This window comes from Henriciella aquimarina, from assembly GCF_002088975.1.
Classification (GTDB): Bacteria; Pseudomonadota; Alphaproteobacteria; order Caulobacterales; family Hyphomonadaceae; genus Henriciella; species Henriciella aquimarina.
This window is the reverse complement of sequence record NZ_NCST01000101.1, coordinates 1-20225: the sequence shown is the minus strand read 5'-3', so window position 1 is coordinate 20225 and position 20225 is coordinate 1. Positions and strand designations below refer to the sequence as shown.

Annotated in this window: 23 protein-coding genes and 1 tRNA gene; 12 read left to right on the top strand and 12 right to left on the bottom strand. The window is 63.7% G+C overall.

The genetic code is table 11. The features are described 5' to 3' along the window. Position 1: 1 nt before the first annotated feature. On the bottom strand, positions 2 to 562 hold the full coding sequence (gene atpH, locus B8784_RS15475; protein ID WP_084398815.1) for an ATP synthase F1 subunit delta: 561 nt from the start codon (positions 560 to 562) through the stop codon (positions 2 to 4). A gap of 168 nt (positions 563 to 730) precedes the next feature. Then, positions 731 to 2899: a primosomal protein N' gene (locus tag B8784_RS15470; RefSeq protein WP_084398814.1), complete on the bottom strand. Its 2169-nt coding sequence runs from the start codon at positions 2897 to 2899 to the stop codon at positions 731 to 733. 124 nt (positions 2900 to 3023) lie between these two features. Between B8784_RS15470 and B8784_RS15465 the strand changes: the two genes are divergently transcribed. From B8784_RS15465 to B8784_RS15455, 3 genes are read left to right on the top strand one after another with little or no spacing between them, the layout of a single operon-like run. After that, complete coding sequence (locus tag B8784_RS15465; protein WP_084398813.1) at positions 3024 to 3920, top strand: tyrosine recombinase XerC; 897 nt, start codon at positions 3024 to 3026, stop codon at positions 3918 to 3920. A gap of 32 nt (positions 3921 to 3952) precedes the next feature. Further along, entirely contained in the window at positions 3953 to 4336 is a 384-nt protein-coding gene (locus B8784_RS15460) for a YidH family protein (protein WP_084398812.1), read from the top strand. A gap of 47 nt (positions 4337 to 4383) precedes the next feature. Beyond that, on the top strand, positions 4384 to 5277 hold the full coding sequence (locus B8784_RS15455; protein WP_084398811.1) for a DMT family transporter: 894 nt from the start codon (positions 4384 to 4386) through the stop codon (positions 5275 to 5277). Here B8784_RS15455 and B8784_RS15450 read toward each other — a convergent pair whose 3' ends face one another. The 3 genes from B8784_RS15450 to B8784_RS21795 are packed head-to-tail and all read right to left on the bottom strand — an operon-like array spanning position 5278 to position 7150. Then, positions 5278 to 6132 carry an SDR family oxidoreductase gene (locus B8784_RS15450; protein WP_084398810.1) on the bottom strand — a complete coding sequence of 285 codons (855 nt, stop codon included), beginning with the start codon at positions 6130 to 6132 and terminating at the stop codon, positions 5278 to 5280. 36 nt (positions 6133 to 6168) lie between these two features. Next, complete coding sequence (locus B8784_RS15445; protein WP_084398809.1) at positions 6169 to 6633, bottom strand: ASCH domain-containing protein; 465 nt, start codon at positions 6631 to 6633, stop codon at positions 6169 to 6171. Then, positions 6623 to 7150, bottom strand: a complete 528-nt coding sequence (locus tag B8784_RS21795; protein ID WP_084398808.1) for a hypothetical protein — start codon at positions 7148 to 7150, stop codon at positions 6623 to 6625. The genes B8784_RS15445 and B8784_RS21795 overlap by 11 nt, the downstream gene beginning before the upstream one ends. Before the next feature lie 155 nt (positions 7151 to 7305). Between B8784_RS21795 and B8784_RS15435 the strand changes: the two genes are divergently transcribed. Next, on the top strand, positions 7306 to 8076 hold the full coding sequence (locus B8784_RS15435) for an SDR family NAD(P)-dependent oxidoreductase (protein WP_084398807.1): 771 nt from the start codon (positions 7306 to 7308) through the stop codon (positions 8074 to 8076). 88 nt (positions 8077 to 8164) lie between these two features. Continuing rightward, positions 8165 to 9379, top strand: a complete 1215-nt coding sequence (locus B8784_RS15430) for an FAD-dependent oxidoreductase (RefSeq protein ID WP_084398806.1) — start codon at positions 8165 to 8167, stop codon at positions 9377 to 9379. Here B8784_RS15430 and B8784_RS15425 read toward each other — a convergent pair whose 3' ends face one another. Beyond that, positions 9380 to 9616, bottom strand: coding sequence for a DUF2312 domain-containing protein (locus B8784_RS15425; RefSeq protein ID WP_084398825.1), 237 nt, complete (start codon positions 9614 to 9616; stop codon positions 9380 to 9382). It abuts the gene before it with no gap. Between the two features lie 167 nt (positions 9617 to 9783). Here B8784_RS15425 and msrB point away from each other — a divergent pair, with 167 nt between their 5' ends. Then, positions 9784 to 10308, top strand: coding sequence for a peptide-methionine (R)-S-oxide reductase MsrB (gene msrB, locus B8784_RS15420; RefSeq protein WP_084398805.1), 525 nt, complete (start codon positions 9784 to 9786; stop codon positions 10306 to 10308). 37 nt (positions 10309 to 10345) lie between these two features. Continuing rightward, positions 10346 to 10486, top strand: coding sequence for a hypothetical protein (locus B8784_RS21665; protein ID WP_158085704.1), 141 nt, complete (start codon positions 10346 to 10348; stop codon positions 10484 to 10486). A 42-nt stretch (positions 10487 to 10528) separates the two neighbouring features. On the opposite strand, the gene B8784_RS15415 is transcribed toward B8784_RS21665, so the two are convergent. After that, positions 10529 to 11065 carry a hypothetical protein gene (locus B8784_RS15415; RefSeq protein ID WP_084398804.1) on the bottom strand — a complete coding sequence of 179 codons (537 nt, stop codon included), beginning with the start codon at positions 11063 to 11065 and terminating at the stop codon, positions 10529 to 10531. Between the two features lie 41 nt (positions 11066 to 11106). Continuing rightward, positions 11107 to 11562 carry an MmcB family DNA repair protein gene (locus tag B8784_RS15410; RefSeq protein ID WP_084398803.1) on the bottom strand — a complete coding sequence of 152 codons (456 nt, stop codon included), beginning with the start codon at positions 11560 to 11562 and terminating at the stop codon, positions 11107 to 11109. 297 nt (positions 11563 to 11859) lie between these two features. Between B8784_RS15410 and B8784_RS15405 the strand changes: the two genes are divergently transcribed. Further along, the gene (locus B8784_RS15405) at positions 11860 to 12723 is read left to right on the top strand and encodes an aldo/keto reductase (RefSeq protein ID WP_084398802.1); all 864 of its coding nucleotides are present in this window, start codon (positions 11860 to 11862) and stop codon (positions 12721 to 12723) included. A gap of 92 nt (positions 12724 to 12815) precedes the next feature. Here the strand turns inward: B8784_RS15405 and B8784_RS15400 are convergent, their stop codons facing one another. Next, positions 12816 to 13598, bottom strand: a complete 783-nt coding sequence (locus B8784_RS15400) for a Bax inhibitor-1/YccA family protein (RefSeq protein WP_233356179.1) — start codon at positions 13596 to 13598, stop codon at positions 12816 to 12818. 142 nt (positions 13599 to 13740) lie between these two features. Between B8784_RS15400 and B8784_RS15395 the strand changes: the two genes are divergently transcribed. The 4 genes from B8784_RS15395 (at position 13741) to B8784_RS15380 (ending at position 17257) form a co-directional block, all read left to right on the top strand. After that, on the top strand, positions 13741 to 14796 hold the full coding sequence (locus B8784_RS15395) for an aldo/keto reductase (RefSeq protein WP_084398801.1): 1056 nt from the start codon (positions 13741 to 13743) through the stop codon (positions 14794 to 14796). 102 nt (positions 14797 to 14898) lie between these two features. Beyond that, positions 14899 to 15231, top strand: coding sequence for a DUF2853 family protein (locus B8784_RS15390; RefSeq protein ID WP_084398800.1), 333 nt, complete (start codon positions 14899 to 14901; stop codon positions 15229 to 15231). Positions 15232 to 15310: 79 nt separating this feature from the next. Further along, a complete protein-coding gene (gene thpR, locus B8784_RS15385; RefSeq protein ID WP_084398799.1) occupies positions 15311 to 15850 on the top strand; it encodes an RNA 2',3'-cyclic phosphodiesterase in 540 nt (179 codons plus the stop codon). A gap of 153 nt (positions 15851 to 16003) precedes the next feature. Then, on the top strand, positions 16004 to 17257 hold the full coding sequence (locus B8784_RS15380) for an MFS transporter (protein ID WP_084398798.1): 1254 nt from the start codon (positions 16004 to 16006) through the stop codon (positions 17255 to 17257). 75 nt (positions 17258 to 17332) lie between these two features. On the opposite strand, the gene B8784_RS15375 is transcribed toward B8784_RS15380, so the two are convergent. From B8784_RS15375 to B8784_RS15365, 3 genes are all read right to left on the bottom strand, one after another. Then, entirely contained in the window at positions 17333 to 18343 is a 1011-nt protein-coding gene (locus B8784_RS15375; RefSeq protein WP_084398797.1) for a hypothetical protein, read from the bottom strand. A gap of 22 nt (positions 18344 to 18365) precedes the next feature. Continuing rightward, positions 18366 to 19520 (bottom strand): DUF4852 domain-containing protein, encoded by a 1155-nt coding sequence (locus tag B8784_RS15370; RefSeq protein WP_084398796.1) that lies wholly within the window; start codon positions 19518 to 19520, stop codon positions 18366 to 18368. Between the two features lie 533 nt (positions 19521 to 20053). After that, a tRNA-Thr gene (locus tag B8784_RS15365) sits at positions 20054 to 20129 on the bottom strand. Positions 20130 to 20225: the final 96 nt, after the last annotated feature.

The window sequence follows — 20225 nt, the reverse complement described above, 5'->3', positions numbered from 1 at the left end:
CCTAAGCTCCCTTCATGGCGGTGTTCATACGGTCAAGTTTGGAGGCGACGCTGGCATCGATCAGGGTCGATCCGACGCGCAGCTGTATGCCGCCGATGAGGTCAGCGACGACCTCGGTTTCCAATTCGATGTCGCTGCCTACAGCTTTTGCCAGAACGGCTTCAAGTTTCTGGCGCTGTTCAGCGGTCATTTCTTCGGCGGTGCGGGCGATGGCACGCTTCACACCGCGGTGACGGGCATAGAGCTCGTCGAAGTGGCCGGCCGCGTCGAGGATTTCATCCGAGCGGCCATTCGAGGCCATGGTGGCAAGAAAGTTGGAGACGAGCTTGCCGAGGCCTGCCTTGTCGGCAAGGGCGACGAGCGCCTTTGCCTTTTCCTCGCGCCCGAAGGCGGGAGATTCCAGAAGCAGGGTAAGATCTTTGCTGCCCTTCGCCATGGCGAGGACATCCTTGAGATCGGTGGCAACCGTTTCGAGCGCGCCTTTTTCTTCGGCGAGGTCGAACAGGGCGCTCGCATAGCGGCGCGCCGTTTCATTGGCATGGGAGGCGGAAGATGCGGCCAAGACCTTTTTCCGTCTGTTGAGGGCAGGCGCCCGAGGAGTTGAACACGATTAAATGGGCTGGCAGGCGGATGCCCCAACCCGATGCTTGGAGGGGCGCTTAGCACTTCGTTTGGAGGCTGACAACATGGGGGCAGCGGTAGAGTTGCGACCGATTGGCACTTTTGTGCGCTAAAGGAAGGAATACGGATCAATATCCGCCGAGACCCGGACCGCGGATGGCAGCTTCATCGCGCCAAGCCAGGCGGTCATGTAGGCCGACAGGTCGATGTCGCGCGCGCTTGTCACGAGAAAGCGGATCCTGTGGCGTCCGCGCAGGATGGCGATGGGGGCCGGGGCCGGGCCGTAGACGGTGACGCCGTCCCCGTTCGGGGCCGCCGCCCCGGCAATTTTTCCGGCTTCCGCGATCATCTCCGCCGAGGGCGCCGACATGATCAGGGACGCCATACGCCCGAAGGGCGGCAGGCCCAGCTCGGCGCGGACATCGCGCTCGATCTGCAGGAATCCGTCCCGGTCCCCGGCCGCGAGCGCGATCATGGCGGGGTTTTCCGGGCCATAGGTCTGCACCAGGGCACGGCCCGGGCGTTCGGCGCGGCCGGCGCGGCCCGCCACCTGGGAGAGGAGCTGATAGGTCCGCTCGCCCGCGCGCAGATCCCCGCCCTTCATCGAGCTGTCAGCATCGACAATGCCGACCAGGGTCAGGTTCGGGAAATTGTGGCCCTTGGCGACGATCTGGGTGCCGATCAGCACATCGATCTCGCCATTGGCCATGCGCTCGACGATCCCGCGCGTATCCTCGCCGGTCTGGGCGGTGTCGGAGGAGAAAATCTCCACGCGCGCCTGTGGCAGCAGCTGGCGCACTTCCTCCGCGACGCGTTCGACGCCGGGGCCGACGCCCATCAGCGAATCCTTCGCCCCGCACATCGGACACGCCTTCGGCTTCGGCATTGACCAGCCGGTGAGGTGGCAGACGAGCCGGTTGGTGTAGCGGTGCTCGGTGAGCCAGCTTTCGGTCGCCGGGCTTTTCAGCCGTTCGCCGCAGGCCTTGCAGATAACCAGCGGCGCATAGCCGCGCCGGTTCAGGAAAAGCAGGCTCTGCTCGCCAGCCGCGAACGTCTCCTGCATGGCGTGGGTGAGTTTCGAGGAGAGCCAGTGGCCTTTTTCGGGCGGATCGGTGCGCAGGTCGACCAGTTCGATCTCCGGCAGTTTCGCCGCGCCGGGCCGGGCCGAGAGCTTCAGGCGCTGATACCGCCCGGCCTCGGCATTCACCACGGTTTCGAGCGCGGGCGTGGCCGAGGCGAGGATGATGGCGGCGTCCTCCAGCTTGGCCCGCATCACGCCCATGTCGCGCGCATGATAGGTGACGCCATCCTCCTGCTTGAAACTGGTGTCGTGCTCCTCGTCGATGATGATGAGCTTCAGATTGCGGAAGGGCAGGAAGAGGGCCGAGCGGGCGCCGATGACGATGCGCGCGCGGCCATGCGCGGTCTCGCGCCAGGTGCGCCGGCGTTCGGCATCACTCAGCGATGAGTGCCAGGGCGCGGGCGGGGCGCCGAAGCGTTCCTCGAAGCGTTTCAGCACCGCTTGCGTCAGCGCGATCTCCGGCAGGAGGACCAGCACCTGCGCGTCGTCTGCCTTCGACAGCGCCTCGGCGATGGCCTCGAAGTAAACTTCCGTCTTGCCCGAGCCGGTGATGCCGTCGAGCAGGAAGGGCTGGAAGCCGCCCTCCGCAATCTGCGCACGCAATATCTCACCGGCCTCGCGCTGTTCGCCGGTGAGGTGGTCGCCGCGGCCGAAATTGGTCGGCGGCGGGTAGGGCGTGTCGGTCTCGACCTCGCGGGCCTCCAGCGAGCCGGTCTCGACAAGGCCCTTCACCACGCCGGGCGAGACCCCGGCGGCGCGGGCGAGTTCCGCCGCACTGGTCGGGCCGATGTCGCGCGCGGCATCGAGCACTTTCACGCGCGCATCCGTCATGCGGTTGGAGCGGTGGCCGGTGGGCACATAGAGCGTCTGGGTGGGCGAGGGCCGCAAGCCCCCACGGGCGCGCAGCACCATGGCCAGGACATGGCCCGGATGAGCGACATTGTAGCGCGCGGCAAAGCCGATGAATTTGCGCATCGCTGGGGTCATGGGCGGGACGGGGAAGACGTCGAGAACGGCTTTCAGCTCGCGCTCATCGTCGGGCGCGCGCTCCTTCACCTCCCAGACGACGCCGGTGCGCTCGATCTTGCCGAGCGGGGCGCGAACATAGCTGCCCGCTTCGACGGCCAGACCTTCGGGAATGGCGTAGTCGAACGGCTCGGGCAGGGGCAGCGGGAAGAGGATGCGCGCGAGTTTCATGAGTCTTGAGAGGTTTAGTCGCGTGAGCTGATTCCGTCACCCATCAGGTGCGGCGAGCGGCGGTCTCCCGCGCAGGCGCGGATGATAAATCCCCCCTTAAGACATCGCGCTGACACTCCGGGCCATGGAAATCCTGTCTGCTTTTCTCGAGCATGTCCGCCAGCAGCGCCGGCTGGCCGACAATACGGTCGAGGCCTATGGCCATGACCTGCGCCGCTTCTTCGGCTTTCTCGAGGAGCATCTCGGCCAGGAGGTGGCCATCAAGATCTTCCGCCACCTGCATGCCAGCGACATCCGCGCCTTTCTGGCCAGCCGCCGGCGCGAGGGGCTGTCGGATGCCTCGATTGCGCGCGTGCTCTCGGCCATCAAGACCTTCTATCACTGGCTCGACAATCATCACGGTATCGAGAACCCGGAGATCGCCTTTCTGCAGGGGCCGAAGCGCGGGGCACGCCTGCCGCGACCGGTCTCGATCGCCGCGGCGCGCGACATGATCGAGACCGCCGACGCCTTCGCCGAAGAGCCCTGGGTGGCCGCGCGCGATGCCGCCGTGCTGACGCTGCTCTATGGCGGCGGGCTTCGCATTTCCGAAGCACTGGGCCTGAATGGCGATGCGGTCCCCGCGCCGGAGCGGCTGCGCATCACCGGCAAGGGCGGCAAGACCCGTATCGTGCCGCTGATCCCGGCGGTGCGCCAGGCGATGGGCGAGTATGCGCGGCTCTGCCCGTATCCGCTGACGAAAGAGACGCCCTTCTTCTACGGCGTGCGCGGCAAGCGGCTGCAGGCGGCCATCGTCCAGAAGAATGTCCAGGTCCTGCGCGGCGCGCTCGGGCTGCCGGAAACCGCGACCCCGCATGCGTTGCGCCACGCCTTCGCCACGCATCTCCTCTCCCACGGGGCCGATTTGCGCGCGATCCAGACCCTGCTCGGCCATGCCAGCCTGTCGACGACGCAGGTCTATACCGGGGTCGATTCCGAGCGCCTGCGGGCCGTTCACAAGGCCGCCCATCCGCGCGCCTGAAACGAAACCGCCCCAGCGCGGTTATCTTTTGTATGCCCACGACAGAAGAGCTGGCCGAGAACAGGACCGATCTGGCCGAAGACCGGACCGACTATGCCGAGGATCGCACCATCCTCGCCAATGAGCGCACCTTTGCCGGCTGGATGCGCACCGGGCTGGCCTCGGCCGGCATCGGGCTCGGTTTTCAGGCGATCTTCCGGGCGGTCGAGCCGACCTGGCTGGCCAAGCTGGGCGCGTCGATTTTCATCCTGATCGCAGTGATCGTCTTCTATCTCGCCTATCGCAAGGCCTGCGACCTCGCTCAGCGCATGGAAGCCCACAATGCGGAGCCGATGAGCCATATCGCCTATGGCACGATCACCGCGCTGTTCGCTGGCGGCACGCTCGCGCTCGGCGTTCTGCTCTGGCTGCTCTGACGGGCGTGTCGTTGACAGCTGCGGCAATGCGCTGAACAAGCGCGCGGATGCCTGTCTGGATTCCCATCACCTTTGCGGCGGCCTTTCTGCAGAATCTGCGCTCGCTGCTGCAGAAGAAGCTGCGCGCGGAACTGAGCGTCTGGGGGGCGACCTCGGCCCGCTTCATTTTCGCGGCCCCGTTTGCGGTGCTGGCGGCGTTGATCGTCTGGCAGGCAAGCGGGACAGGGGTGACCCCGCCCGGCGGGCATTTCTTCCTGATGATGGCGATTGGCGGGCTGGCCCAGATCGTCGCGACGGGGTGCATGATCCACCTCTTCTCCCACCGCAACTTCGCAGTCGGGACTGCTTTCACCAAGACCGAGGTGTTGCAGACGGCGCTGTTCAGCCTCGTCCTGCTTGGCGAGGGTATCAGCCTTTCCGCCTTGCTCGCCATTGTTGCCGGGCTCGTCGGCATATTGCTGATCTCGCTGCCCACCGAGGCGGGACGGTCGCGGTTCGCGCTGGACGGACGGATCGTCTACGGCCTCATTTCGGGCGGGCTCTACGGGCTTTCTGCGGTGTGTTTCCGCGGTGCGTCGCTCTCGCTCGGCGACGGGCCGGCGCTGGTGCGCGCCAGCCTGACGCTCGCCGCCGTGCTGGTGTTTCAGGCGCTGGTCATCGCGGCCTGGCTGAAACTGCGCGAGGCCGGCGAGCTGACCCGCATCTTCGCGGCCTGGCGGGTGACCGTGCTGGTCGGCCTCGTCGGGATGACGGCCTCGCTCGGCTGGTTCACGGCGATGACGCTGGAAAATGCCGCGCATGTTCGCGCCGTCGGTCAGGTCGAGATCATCTTCACGATCGCGACCTCCTGGTTTGTGTTCAAGGAAACCATCAATGCGCGGGAATTTGCCGGGCTGACCGTTCTGACGGGCAGCATCCTCGCGCTCGTCCTGATGGCGTGATCAGGCTTTGCGGGCAAGGCCGAAGCGCTTGGCCATGATCCCGTCGACCATGCGTTTCGGCAGGCGGGTCGGGATGATCCAGTTGGTGAGTTTGTCCGGCACCGGCGCATAGCGCGCCTTCGGCTTGTCCCTGGTGAGTGCCTTTTCGATGGTCTCGCCGATCACTTTCGGGTCGAGGCCCTCGCGTCCGCCCTTCAGCATGACATCGGCGAACTGCTCGATCGGTTTGGCCCAGACCGTATTGGCGTAGGGCTCATGCCTGTTCATGTCCTCGGCCTTGTCCCAGATCGGCGTCTTCACTGAGCCCGGACCGATGGCGATGGCGTCGATGCCATAAACGAGAAGCTCGCGGCGCAGGCTGTCGGTCAGCGCTTCGACGGCATGCTTCGTCGCGGCATAGGCCCCGAGGAAAGGCGCCGACAGCCGCCCGCCGACGGAGGTGATGTTGACGATCCGGCCGGGCTCGCCGGTGCGGGCCTCGTCCATGCCGAGCAGCGGCAGGAAGGCTTGGGTGGTGCGCATCAGGCCGAAGACATTGACGTCGAAATGCTGCTGGAACTCGTCCATGGGCTGCAGCGCCAGCGGGCCCATATTCGCGATGCCGGCATTGTTGACGAGCCCGTCCAGCGTCTGGCCCTCCAGCGCCTTCGAGACGGTCTGGACAGCCGCCTTCACCTGGTCGGGCTTGGCGACATCGAGGATGAGCGGGTGGATGTTGGCGTTCGCGGCTTTGAGCGGTTCGCCGTCTGAATGCTTGCGCACCCCGGCATAGACGCGCCAGCCCTGGCCGGCCAGATATTCGGCGGCGGCCCGGCCGATGCCGGTTGAGGCGCCCGTGATCACGACGGTTTTCATCTTCAAGCTCCATAAGCTTTCAGACCGGAAGGTCTGCTATTGCATGTCCGGAGTCCAGATAAGGCGGAACTGCTCGAAGACGATGGGTTCGATGGCGGCAAATACCGTGCCCTCGCGCGCGCATTCGCGGCGGAAATAGGCCAGATGCGCCTGGCGCCAGGATTCGAGGGTCCGGTCGCCTTCGCCCTCGATATAGGCGAACTCTTCCGTCGCGGTGTTGAAGGGCGCGATGTTCACCGCCGTCGTCTCGATGACGCAGGCGGGCCGGTCGGCCCCGTCCAGGATCATCGACAGGTCGCCAGCCGCGGGCGGGCGCTTCTGCTCGAGCTGGAAGAGTTTGAGCCGGGTCGCCGTCGCGCGCTTGGTGCCGGCGAGCACCAGGTCCAGAAGCTCTGCGGCCATGTCCGGGCTGTCGCCAAAAGCAAAGATGTCGTGGGGTTTGCGCTGGTCGCCTGTTTCGGTTTGAAAGCGGTCCCAGAACGCCTGCTGGTCAGGCGTCATCCTTGCCACCCCTGATGACGCGGAAGGCGGGACGTTTGGCCGGCGGATCCTCGCTGGCCTTTTCGGAGGCGGCCTTGCGGGCGGTATCGCCCCGGTCGGGCAGCTCGCTGCCGCGGATCACGCCGAGCGCCGGGCGCTTCGGCCTGGGCTCGGGCGGCTCGGGCGGGTTGTCGTCTTCGGTGTCATCGTCGATCTGGCGCACGCGGGGGCTGTAGGCCGGTTTCTTCTTCGCGCCAAGCGGCTTGCGCGTCTTGAAGCCGCCGCCCTTGCCGCGGGCCTTCTTGTCGATCTCGCGCAGTTTCTGGCTCTGCAGCGCCGACATCGGGTCTTCGAGACTGCCTTTCTCCGGGTCCGCGAAGGCCGAGCCATAGGTCTCGATGCGCTCCTCGACCTCTTCCAGGAATTCGCGCTCCCAGTCCGACAGCGGCGGGCCCTCGCCGCGCTCGGCAAGCTCGGCCGCCTTGCGCAGCTTGCGCAGGGCCTTGCGTTTCTTTCGCTCGTCGATCTCGCGTCCCATGGTTCGCGAAATCTAATCAGGTTTGGGCGGAATACAAAGGGAACGCGCCAGAGGTTGTGTCCGGTCTGTCCGGAACGGGTTGCGGAAACGGTGCGATACCCCAGATGACGGGCGGTCAACGGGCGAGATAGCCGGCACAGGAAAGGGCGATCTGGATGAGTGTACAGTACGATTTTTCGGGACAGGTGGCCCTGGTGACAGGGGCCGCGTCCGGCATGGGGCTCGCCACGGCCAGGGCCTTCGCCGAGGCCGGGGCCGCCGTCACGCTGGCGGACCTTGGCGGCGAGGCGCTGGATAGGGCGGTTGAGGCGATCACCACCGCCGGCGGCAAGGCGATGGGCGTGGCCTGCGATGTCACCGATGAGGCGCAGGTGGCCGCCACGGTGGAGCGTACGGTGTCAGACTTCGGGCGCCTCGACATGGCTTACAACAATGCCGGTATCCAGGTGCCGACCACTGATGTCGCCGACCTTACCTATGAGGATTTCGAGAAGGTGAACGCCGTCAATTATTGCGGCGTCTGGGCCTGCATGAAGCATGAGCTGCAGCACATGCGCGGGCAGGGCAGCGGTGCCATCGTCAATTGCTCGTCGATTGGCGGGCTGATCTGCAACGATTTCGGCATGGCCGCCTATCATGGCTCGAAGCACGCCGTTATCGGCATCACTCGCAGCGCGGCGCTGGAGTATGCCGGCCGCGGCATCCGCATCAATGCCGTCTGCCCTGGCACGATCGCCACGCCGATGGTGACCGGCATGCTGGAGAAGGGCGAGCTGAAAGAGGAGGATCTGCTGGCTTCCATCCCGCTCGACCGGCTGGGCCAGCCTGAGGAAATCGCCAGCACGGTGCTCTGGCTCTGCAGCCCGGGGTCGTCCTTCGTGACGGCCCAGTCGATCTTCGTCGATGGCGGGTTTGTCTGGCAGTAAGGCGTCGCTGCGGCGATAAAATCCGGGCCGGTTTGAACGGATTACCAAGCGGCACGTTGTCCTCCGTACAGAAACGGAGGAGCGCGTTGTGGCCGAGCAGATCGAGACGGGGTGCTGCATTGCCGGGGGCGGCCCGGCCGGGATGATGCTCGGCTACCTGCTGGCGCGCCAGGGGATCGACGTCACCGTTCTCGAAAAGCATGACGACTTCCTGCGCGATTTTCGCGGTGACACCGTTCATCCCTCCACCATGCAGGTGCTGCACGAGCTGGGGCTGCTGGAGGCTTTCCTTGAGCGCCCGCACGAGCGCACCGAGAAGGTTTCGCTCTATCTCGAAGGCAAGCCCTACAAGATCGTCGACTTCCGCTATTTGCCGGTCGAGGCGCGTTATGTCGCCTTCATGCCGCAATGGGAGTTTTTGGATTTCCTCGCCGATGAAGCGCGCAAGCTGCCAAACTTCCGGCTGATGATGTCGACCGGGGCCGATGAGCTGCTGGTCGATGAGGGCCGGGTGTGCGGGGTGTGGGCGACGAGCGGCGAGATGACATATGAAATCCACGCCCCGCTTGTGGTCGCCGCCGACGGGCGGGCCTCGACGCTGCGCGAGGCGGCCGGCCTGGCGCTTGAGGAAAAGGGGGCGCCGATCGATGTGCTCTGGTTCCGCCTGCCGCGCCAGTTTGAGGAAGGCGGCAACCAGTCGCTCGGCTATGCCCGTGCGGGCGGCTTCCTGGTGACGATCAATCGTGGCGACTACTGGCAGTGCGCGCTGATTATCGAGAAGGGCTGCGAGGCCGGGATGCGCGCCGCCGGAGTGGAGGCCTTCCGCTCCCGCGTGGCCCGGATCGCGCCGCACCTGCAGGGTGCGGTCGAGGCGGTGACCAGTCTGGACGAGGTGAAATCGCTGGATGTCCAGGTCAGCCGGCTCAATTGCTGGTGGCGCGAGGGCTTTCTCGCCATCGGGGACGCCGCGCATGCCATGTCCCCGGTCGGCGGGGTGGGGATCAATCTCGCCCTGCAGGATGCCGTGGCGGCGGCGCGGATCCTCGAAGCCGACCTCAAGGCCGGTTCGGTGCGCCACGAGACGCTGGAAGCGGTGCAGAAGCGGCGCGAATGGCCGGCCCGGATCACCCAGTCGGCGCAGATCTTCGCGCATGAGCGCATCCTCACCCCCGCGCTGAAGGCGAACGGAATGCTGAAACCGCCGCTTTTCGTGAAGCTGCTGAATGCGGTGCCGATGCTGCGGCGGCTGCCGGCGCGGGCCATCGGGCTCGGCCCGCGCCCGGAACACTGGCAGGGCGACTGACTACATCTCGCCCAGTGCGATCATGTAGGTTTCCAGCAGGCTTTCCTGCTCCTGGCGCTCCTCGCGGTCCTGCTTGCGCAGCTTGATGACCTGGCGGAGGATCTTGGTGTCATAGCCCATGGATTTCGCCTCGGCATAGACATCCTTGATCTGGTCGGCGACTTCCTTCTTTTCCTCTTCCAGACGCTCTACGCGCTCCACCGTCAGGCGCAGCTTCTCGCGCGCGGCATCAGACAGCTTTCCGTCTTCCATGGGTCTTGCTCCGGTTAACCTTCTCGACGAGGGCGGGTTCTAGTGTTTCGGCGCGGCCTTGGCGACCCCTCAGAACACATCTTCACGCCATCTCGCGGCATCCACACGGATTTGTGTGTCGACGGCGTTAATGCGCCGCCTATATCAGCCGCATGACTGGATTTATTGACAGGATTTCGAGACGCGGTGTTCTGCTTGGCGGTGTGGCGGGCACGATCCTCGCGGCGTGTACGAACGGCAAGGGCCAGGCCGAGGAGGCCGTCGCGGCCGAAGCCCAGTATTCCGACACCGAATGGCGCGCGCTGAGCGAGGCCGACTGGCGCGAGCGTCTCTCGCCGGAGGCCTTTGCCGTGCTGCGCAAGGAAGACACCGAACGCGCGCACACCTCGCCGCTGAATGAGGAAAAGCGCGAAGGCACTTTCCACTGCAAGGGTTGCGACCTGCCGCTGTTCAAGTCGGACTGGAAATATGAAAGCGGCACCGGCTGGCCGAGCTTCTGGAGCTATATCGAGGGCAATCTGGCCACCAAGCCCGACAACAAGCTCTGGATGGAGCGCACCGAATATCACTGCGCGCGCTGCCTCGGCCATCAGGGCCATGTCTTCAATGACGGGCCGAAACCCACGGGCCTGCGCTATTGCAACAATGGCGTCGCACTGACCTTCAAGCCTGCCTGAATTTGAGCTGGCCGGGCCGATTTGTTAAACTCGGCGCATGGCTGAACGTGAGACATTCCACTCGTGGTGGCGCGGCGTTCCGCTCGAGGAGCGGCCGGGCCTGAAGGTTCTTTTCGGCATCTTCCTGATCGCGATGACGCTGGCGGTGGCAGCCTTCGCGTCGCCCTATTTCGTATAGGCGCTCTGGCGCGGGTTTTACGCCGCGCCGGACCTGCACCTGTCAGCCGCCAAAAGTGGTGCCGTCGCCTTCTTCCTCGGTGAGCATGGTGTTCGGATTGTTCGGATCCTTGCTCTCATAGCCGCGCGCGTCGGGGCTGAGGAAGAGGTCCATCTGGCGCGGATCGACCGGTTTCTTGCGCGGTTTGCGGCCCTTTGTGTGGCGGAAATAGAGGTCGTCGGTGTGATCCTCTTCCGTCTTCTGTTTCTTCGCCGGTTTCGGCTTGTCGGGCTTTGCCTCGGCGGCCGGCTTCGGGGCGGATGTCTTCGCTGCCTTGCCAAGCTTCCAGTAGGTGACTGCCAGGACCGGCTGGCCGTCGGCATCCTCATAGGTCTGGATGAAGCCCTTCGCTTCGCCGGCTTCGGCCTGTTTCAAGAGGGCCGGCAGCGCGTCTGCGTCGGGTTTGATCCATTCGGTTTCCAGCGACAGGACCGGCGTATCCCCGGCCAGCGCCTCGGCATCATAGCGCGTGCGCGCGGCCTGACCGGCCCCTGTGAGGGCGTCGTCAGCCGTTCTGGCAAGGGGATAGGCAAGGCTCATGGGCGTGGAGCTAAGGTTTTTGGGCGCAGGCGTCCAGTTTTCTATCTCACCGCCTCCGGCGTCTGGGGCTGGGCGGCCAGCTGGACGAAGCGGCTGGCAGCGAGCCGGGCAAAGCGCAGCGTCACGGCCTTGCGCCGGGCGGCTGCGAGCGGGGTGACATCGGGCTCGCGCAGGACCGCGCCGCCGAACCCGTCGGCGACGATAAGGCCGGTCTCCTGAGGGATGAGCTCATGCGGGAAGCCGTGGCTGACGGCGAAATAGAAGCGGTCGCAGAAGGGGCGGTAGTCCGGCCACTTGCCGTCTGCGCGGAAATCGGCGACCGAGCTTTTCACCTCGACAATGGTGACCTCGCCCTTCGGCCCAATGGCGGCAATGTCGGCGCGGCGCCCATTTGCCAGCGTCATCTCGGTGACGCCGGCAAAGTTCATGTCGGCGAAAAGGCGCAGCACCCCACGGCAGATATCGCCGGCGCACGGATTGAGATGATCGTCAGCCATCGCCCTCTCCGGTCATGAGTTCCCGATCTGTTCCAAGCGTGTCACCGCCGTCCCGAAGCGTCAAGGCCAAAGGGCGGCGGAGGAGGCCACGCGGGCGCGCGGAGGCCGATTTATGATCTCCCCTCATGAGTACATTCACATTTGCGCCGGTTATCTGGCCCGCACCTCCACCCCAAATCACAAGGCGTTGGATCGGGCGGCTACCGCTGTCGGCCGGGACAGGGCGGCCCGCAAAGCCCGATCCGGACAGATGAATGGCTCGCAAGAGCCCTAGCCCTGCAAGAAAGGCAAGACACGATGATTTTGGACGAAACCTATACCCTGGCAAATGGCGTCGAGATCCCGAAACTCGGACTCGGCACCTGGATGATCGATGACGACAAGGTGGCCGATGCGGTTCGCGCGGCCGTCGACCTTGGCTATCGCCATATCGATACCGCGCAGGCCTATGGCAATGAGCGCGGCGTCGGCGAAGGCGTGCGCACCGCGAGCGTCGCCCGCGACAAGCTGTTCGTGACGACCAAGCTCGATGCGGGCATCAAGGACTATGACGAGGCGAAGGCCGCCATTGACGGTTCGCTCGAGACGATGGGACTGGACACGATCGACATGATGATCATCCACTCCCCGCAGCCTTGGGACAAGTTCCGCGAGGGCGAGCATTTCTTCGACGGCAACCTCGCCGCGTGGAAAGCGCTGGAAGAGGCCCTTGAGGCCGGCAAGCTGCGCGCCATCGGCGTCTCCAACTTCCAGGCCCCGGACCTCGACAATCTGATCGAGAACGGCTCGGTGAAGCCGATGGTCAACCAGATCCTGGCGCATATCAGCAACACGCCGTTCGACCTGATCAAGCATATCGAGGACAATGGCGTACTGGTCGAAGCCTATTCGCCCATCGGCCATGGCAAGATCCTCGACAATGAAGAGATCAGCGCGATGGCGGAGAAGTATGGCGTCAGCGTCCCGCAGCTCTCGATCCGTTACGTGCTTCAGCTCGGCTTTGTGGCCCTGCCGAAGACGGCGAACCCGGATCACATGAAGAGCAATGCGGCCCTCGATTTCGAGATTTCGGAGGCCGACATGGAAACGCTCAAGAATGCCAAGCCGATCAAGGATTATGGCGATGCGAGCGACTTCCCGGTCTATGCCAAGGGCACCTGAGGCCCGGCGGCACAGGTTCTTTGGACCCTGAAACGAAAACGCCCCCGCAAGTCGCTTGCGGGGGCGTCTTTTTGTGGTCTGGCTTCGTGAGCTTATTCGCGCGAGGCGAGCAGCATCAGGACGAAGCGGAACATGTTCACGAACATGATGAAGAAGTTGAGCGCGCCCCAGTTCGTCATCACGGCCAGGCTGCGGCCGTCATGGGCGAGCTGGTAATAGCCCTCCTTCAGTTCCTGGGTCTGCCAGGCGACGAGCACGGCCGAGAGCAGGGCGAAGCCGCCCGAGATCAGCCATTCCATGCCGGAAGACGGTTCCATGATGCCGAGCATCGGCAGGAACATGTAGACGACGGCGACGGCGAACAGTGCCCAGATCGCCATGATGGCAAAGCTGCCGATCGGCGACAGGTCACGCTTGGTCGTATACCCCCACAGCGACAGGGCGGCGAAGGCCGATGCCGTGATGAGGAACGCCTTGGTGATCGTCATATAGTTCAGCGACTGGGTGATGCCGCCGGCGGTCTGCGTGGTCATGCTCTGCTCAGCCATGAAGAAGTACACGCCGAGGCTGAGACCGATACAGGTCACGATCGCCCAGTAGAGTATGGCCGATCCGGTCGGCGACGGGTTCTTCATGAAGAACATGGACCCCATGATCAGCACCACCGGGGCAAAAGCCACCACATAGTAGAGCGGCGTGCCGAAGATGAGCGCCGTCAGCGGATCCCACGTGCCTGCCGCGAAGGCCAGCACGCCGGAGAGCGCGATGCCGATGGTCAGTTTCTGATAGACGCCGAGCATGAAGGACCTGAGGCCCTGATCGACGCTCGCATCCATTGACCTGCCACGGGCGACAGAAGTGTTGAAGTCGTTCATTAATCCCTCTTTCGAAAGGCCGGCATGAGATCATGCCGATTGTCGATAATATGGGCGAAATGCCCGCCTACTTCAAGGAAAACAGGTTGCTACAAGGTGACCGTCTGATTTTATCTGGTGACCAAAATGATAGGATTTGACTATGCAGGATACCAAGCGCCGGCTCGGCACCAGCGACCTCCATGTGACCGCCTGTTGCCTGGGCACGATGACATGGGGCGAACAGAACACCGAGGCGGAAGGCCACGCCCAGATGGATTATGCCGTCGAACAGGGCATCAATTTCTTCGACACCGCCGAAATGTATGCTGTCCCTCCACGCCCGGAAACACAGGGCTCGACGGAGAAGATCATCGGAAGCTGGTTCAAGAAGACCGGCAAGCGCAAGGACATCATTCTCGCCAGCAAGATCAATGGCCGCTCGCCGATGACATGGACGCGCGACGGGGACTTGCCGCTGACGCGCCAGACCCGGGCGCAGGTCGACGAGGCCGTCGAGAAAAGCCTGAAACGCCTGCAGACCGACTATATCGACCTCTACCAGCTGCACTGGCCGGACCGGCCGGTCGGCCTGTTCGGCGGGCGCATGAAGCAGGAACTCTATGAGACCGAGTATGAGCCCTTCGAGGACATCCTTGCCCATCTCGACAGGCATGTGAAAGCCGGGCGCATCCGTCATATCGGCCTGTCCAACGAGACGCCCTACGGGGTGATGCGCTTCATCGCCGAGAGCGAGGCGCGCGGCCTGCCGCGGGTGCAGTCGATCCAGAATGCCTACAGCCTGGTCAACCGCACCTTCGAGGATGGCGGCCTGGAAGAGTGCTGTGTGCGCGAGCAGGTCAGCCTGCTGGCCTATTCCCCGCTGGCGCAGGGCTATCTCACCGGCAAGTATCGCGACGGCGCCCTGCCGAAGGGCTCCCGCAAGCAGCTCTTCGACCGGCTGCAGCGCTATGAGACCCCGCCGGCGGAGAAGACGATCAACGCCTATGTCGACCTTGCGGCCCGGCATGGCGTGGACGCGGCGCAGTTCGCGGTCAGGTTTTGTGATTCACGGCCTTTCATGGGCTCCACCATCATCGGGGCGACCAGTCTCGACCAGTTGAAAGCGTGTATAGATGCGTTCCAACTCAACTGGACGGAGAGTATGGAAGAAGATGTGAATGCTCTTCATTTGCAACAACCATCGCCCTGTCCGTAAAGAAAAGTACTGTTTGACTTTCTGTTGTGGTGATTGCAGCATGTCGCCTGCTGCGCGAGTTGCAGTAGTGGGACGCACACACAAAACTGGAAGGGGAACGATATGGCTGATGCATCGGCCTATGCGGATAACGTCAAGAAATACGCCAAGGGATACAACCAGAAGGCAGCGGAGAAAATCGTCGGGCATCTCGGAATCGCTCTGAGAAACCGGGATTCCTCGCTGGTCTCCTGTTCGGACCAGGGCGAACTTCAACGTGTTCGCGAGAAATTCTGCCGTGGCAAGCTGGGCCTGGCGCAGAAAAACGACGAGATCGACGCCGCGATGAGCAAGGTCTGCGAGAAGATGAAGGCCGAGGGGGGCAACAAGTCCCGCGTCACCTTCTATTATCTGCTGGCTGAACATTTCGGCAAGCTGGACGAGCTCGCCAGCTAGGCTGCAGCGAGCGCGTCTTCACGGATTAGGAGATGCCCGGTCTTGATGGCCGGGCATTTTCCGTTTTGAAGTCAGGGATATGCTGACCCTGTTTGCCGCCTTGCCCGTGCCGGACGCCGTTGCCGAGCGCCTCCTGCCGCTCCAGACCGACCTCAAGGGGGCGAGCTGGCGCGAGCGCGAGCATTTCCATATCACGCTCGCCTATTTCGGCGAGATCAGCGAACCGGCCGCCGAGACGCTGGACGACGAGATTGGCGAGATCGCCTGTCCGCAATTCGACCTCGAGATCGAAGGCGTCGGCTGGTTTGGCCGCAAGGAGCCGCATGCCGCCTTCGCCACGGTAAAGCGCACGCCCGACCTTGAAGAGCTGTCCCGGCAGTGCCGCAAGATCGCCGGCCGGCTCGGCCTCGACAAGGATGCCCGGCCCTTCAAGCCGCACATCACGCTCGCCTATTGCAACAACACCCCGCTCGAGGCCGCCATGGCCTGGTCGGAGCGCTGGCAGGTCGTGCGCGCGGGCCCGTGGACGGCTGATCGCTTCCACCTGTTCGAAAGCATCCCGCGCCCCGGCAAGAAGAGCGTCTACGACCCGGTGGCGGAGTACCCGCTGGGGCTGTGAGCGGCGGATGCTGGCCGCATAACGCACCTCGCACTGCCCAAATTCCCCGCATGTCGCGAAGTATTCGCCAGCATTCGGCGTTTTTGAATGCCTCGGCGGTCGCCTTATGCCTCAATGCAAGGCTGCAGCCGCCACCGGGAGGCTCCCGCCGACATGTTCAGGTCTATCGCCACCATTGCCTCGCTCCTGCTTGCGACCGCGATCCTGTATGCCGGTAACGGGCTTCAGAACACGCTGCTGGCGGTGCGGGGCGATCTTGAAGGCTTCCCGACCGCCGTAATCGGGGCGCTGACCTCGGCCTATTTTGCAGGCTTCATTCTCGGCTGCCGCTTCGTGCCGGGGACGATCAAGACGGTCGGGCATATCCGGGCTTTCGTGGCCCTCGCTTCGGTCGCCTCTTCCAGTGCGCTGGCGCATCTGCTCGTGGTCGACGCGACCGCCTGGGCGGTGCTGCGATTTATCACCGGCTTCAGCTTTGCCGGGCTCACCATGGTGCTGGAGAGCTGGATCAATGAGCGGGCCACGAACGAAAACCGCGGCAAGATCCTCTCGATCTACCGGATGGTCGACCTCGGGGCGGTGACACTCGGCAATGCGCTGCTCGCCACGGCCTCGCCGTCGGGCTTTCACCTCTTCGTGCTGGTCTCGATCCTGATCTCGGTGGCGCTGGTACCGGTCGCGCTGACCCGGATCGACTCTCCGGCGCCGCTGGAGACGGCGCGGCTCGACATTGGCGAGCTGTACCGGACCTCGCCGGTGGGGGCTGTCGGGGCGGCAGCGACAGGGCTCGCCAATGCGGCGTTCTGGGGCGTCGCGCCGGTCTTCGTGCAGAAGGTCGGCTACGCGCCGGCGATGGTTGCCGCCTTCATGAGCACATCGATCATCGGCGCGGGCGTCTTCCAGTTCCCGATGGGCTGGCTCTCGGACCGGATCGACCGCCGCCTCGTCATTATCGGGAGTTCTGCGATGGGCGCAGGCGCGGCGATCCTGCTGGCCATGCTGGCGGGTGTTTCCTCGGGCGCGCTGCTGGGGCTGGCCTTCCTGTTCGGCGGCCTCATCATTCCGACCTTCGGGATCTGCGCGGCCCATGCGAATGACCATGCCGCGCCCGGCAAGGCGGTGGCGACCAGCGGCGGCCTGTTGCTGCTGCACGGCGTCGGCTCGACGGTCGGGGCGATGGCGGGCGCCGTTGCGATGTCGCTCTTCCACCCGGCGGCGCTGTTTATCTATATCGCGGTGATCTATCTCGTGCTCGCCGCCTTCGCCTTTGTCCGGATGAATGCCCGCGCCGCCGCGGACATCAAGCGGCCCTATATTCCGCTGGCGAAGAGCCCGCTGACACGCGTGTATCGCAAGCTCGTGCATCCAGGCCGGAAAGAAGAGACGCCGGCCGCAGAGCAGGCTTGAGGGGCTGGGCACAAAAAAGAAGTCCCGGCAAGCATTGCCTGCCGGGACTTGATGAGGACCTTTACAAGGTAAGCCCTAGTCTTCTGCGGGCGGGTTCTCCAGGCAGGCATAATAGTCGCCGCCATTGTCGGCGATACACCCGAAGACCTCGTTGTTCAGATATCTCCGCTGGCTGCTCATCTTGCCCGAATTGCTGAGGCCGCGCAGGGCTTTGCTGTTCTTGTCCCAGTCCGGATTACCACTGGATTTCAGCGGCGTGTTGTTCTGGGCTTCTTCCTCGACGGTCTGACCGTAAGGCATGATTGGCCGCGGGCTGCCAACCTCCTGCCAGAGGGCATCGACGTCCGCATTGTCGGCCGACCACAGGAATTTGTGATAGGCGATTGCGGCCATCAGATAGGGGTCGGCTGACGTCTCGCCGGTTGTGTCATCCCCGGCTTCCTCATCGCCGGTCAGGCCTTGCAGCCGCTCATAGGCGTCCAGCGACTCTTCAAGTGTCCAGGATCTCGTCGCAGGAATGTAGAACAGCCAGCCGGCCATGGTTCCGTGGTTCTTGCAGCGGGGATGGTGCTGATAACAGCCCGGCTTGGCATTCCAGTCGGCATCATGCTTCCCAAGAAAACCGATGAAGTCCTCATCGCCCAGCCGCAAGGCCTCGGCGGTCAGGCTGGTCGTGTATGGGGCTTCAAGGGTTTCGCTTGGTGGCATCCCATTCTCGAACATGGTCGCCAGGATCGCGCGATAGGCCGGCTCACCAAGGTTGGCTTCCAGGTGGGCCCGCAGTTTGGCTTCGTCATAGGTCTGCATCCGGTTGACCGGATAGCTCAGCGCGTCGGCCATCGCATTGGTATCGAAGCCCATAGCGATGAAGAGCGCCGCGGTATCGGCATCGAGATAGTCGACCGCCTCGCGGAAGCCGTTCTGGTCGATCATGTAGCCGTTTTCCATCAATCTCTGACGGGCTTCGGGCGGATCCAGTTGCGCAAGCTTGCTGGCACCGCTGTTGCCGCCGCCTTCGCCGCCGGAACAGGCTGGGATGACTGCAAGGACAAGCGCAGCACATGCTGCGGAAATGTAGGTTTTCATGGTGTCTGTTCCCCTTGAAAGCTTAACGCGGCCGGATGGTCGTGACGACCTGGGTCGGATCGCCGGCGCCATAGAAGATGACGGCCTGGAGTTCGTAATTCTCCGATGGCCAGACCAGCGTGCGCTGGCCCGGCTGGGCCGGGACCTGGCCAAAGGTGCTGAACCCGCCCGCCTTGGGGGCCTTGTTCCTGTCACTGGTCGGCATGCCATAGGTCGCCTTCAGCTCGTCCACCGTGTCGTCGACCGACTGGCCGCCGAGCTTCACGCGATGCTCGAGCGAGGTCACGGTTTCGCTGCTGTCGAGCTTGGCGACGAGCGTCTGGCCGGTCTTCAGGTGAACCTTGCACTCATCGCCGGCCGGGCTGCAGACAAGGCTGCCGCGCGGCAGCTCATCACGCAGGGTTTGCAGGGATCCGCCCGGCACCATGCCGAAGAGCGAGAGCGATTGCGGGCTGGCCGCGACAGCCGGTGCGGCGGCCGGCGCAGAGCCCTCAAAGGTCTCGAGGATGGCGCCATCATAGTCTCTGTACTGCCCGATATTCAGGACACGCGCTTCGGTAATGTTCGCGACAAGCATTTCGCCGTCGCGGGCGGTCAGGACAAAGTCGATTTCCATCGTCACCGACCGGTCGACATTGCTGCCGCGCTTTCGCGACGTCAGGAAGGCCTGCGCCTCGTCCTTGCTCATCTCGATGCCGTCGAGGATGTCCGAGTTCGAGAACTTGACCTTCAGCGTCTGGGGAAAGCTGCAGACGCTGCGGTTGGCCTCATAGAAATAGGCGGTCTTGGAAACGGGGTTGAAGGTGAAGACGCCTGCGTCGAAGTCGTATTCCCCGAACTCCTTTTTGGTGCGCAGCGTGAAGACATCTTCGAGATTGGCCTCGCCGACCCGGCCTTTCATCAGCTCGATGGTCTCGGTGCGTTTTTCGTCCTTGATGAACTCGTCTTCCCGCGAGCGCTGCCAGACCTCGTTGCGGTATTCGCGCATGTAGCAGTCGACATAGGCTTCATAGTCGAAATAGCTGTCGAGCTTCATCCAGGGATAAAGCAGGTTTTCATAGGTGAATTCCTTGGCGCTTGCCGGCGCGGAGAAGGCCATGGCAGAGCTGACGGTCAGCAACAGGGCGACGAGCCCTTTCCGCATCCATGCTGGTGTTTTTGTTCTGTTCTTATGCATGCGAGATCACTCCCTTTCTTATGCAATTGGAGAAAAGCCGGCAGGGCCTCCCGCGCTCTGGCGGAGACCGGTCCGGCATCAAGAAAATCCATGGAGAGAAGGCCACCCGGCATGCACCTGGCGAGCGGCGGAGAAAATGTCGCTGTCTGTCAGAGCGAGCGCCCCCGCCCCCTGTATTGCGCACAGCACATTCCCCTGAAATAGCCCCTGTTCGCGGGCGAACCTTGGTCAGGTAACATGAATGTAATGTGAACCCCAAGCCAGAAAGAACGAAAAATTGGCAATTCTGTTGCTGGCTCAACAGGGTAGGACGGAGGGAAACCGCTGGAAAAAGGCTGGACAATCAGCCTGGTGGAAGAGGCAGCCTTGAGCCCGTTTCATGCGAAACGACGTATAGCGGGAAGTATGGAAATGGCCCCTGCCGGGGGCATTCATTCCGTAAGATCAGTCGTGGAGGCGGCGGCTGCCGCCGCATTCCTCACGTATTTTCGATCCACTGGATCGAAAATTTTGCGAAGCAAACCCGTGGAAAATGGTGCCGCCTAGGTGACTTGAACACCTGACCCTCGCATTACGAATGCGATGCTCTACCAGCTGAGCTAAGGCGGCTGACCGTTAGAAGGCGCCTCCATACCGTTTGATGCCCCGGCCCGCAAGTCTGCTTTTCACAGCCATGCAGGGGCCATGTCAGTCCTCATCGGTCTC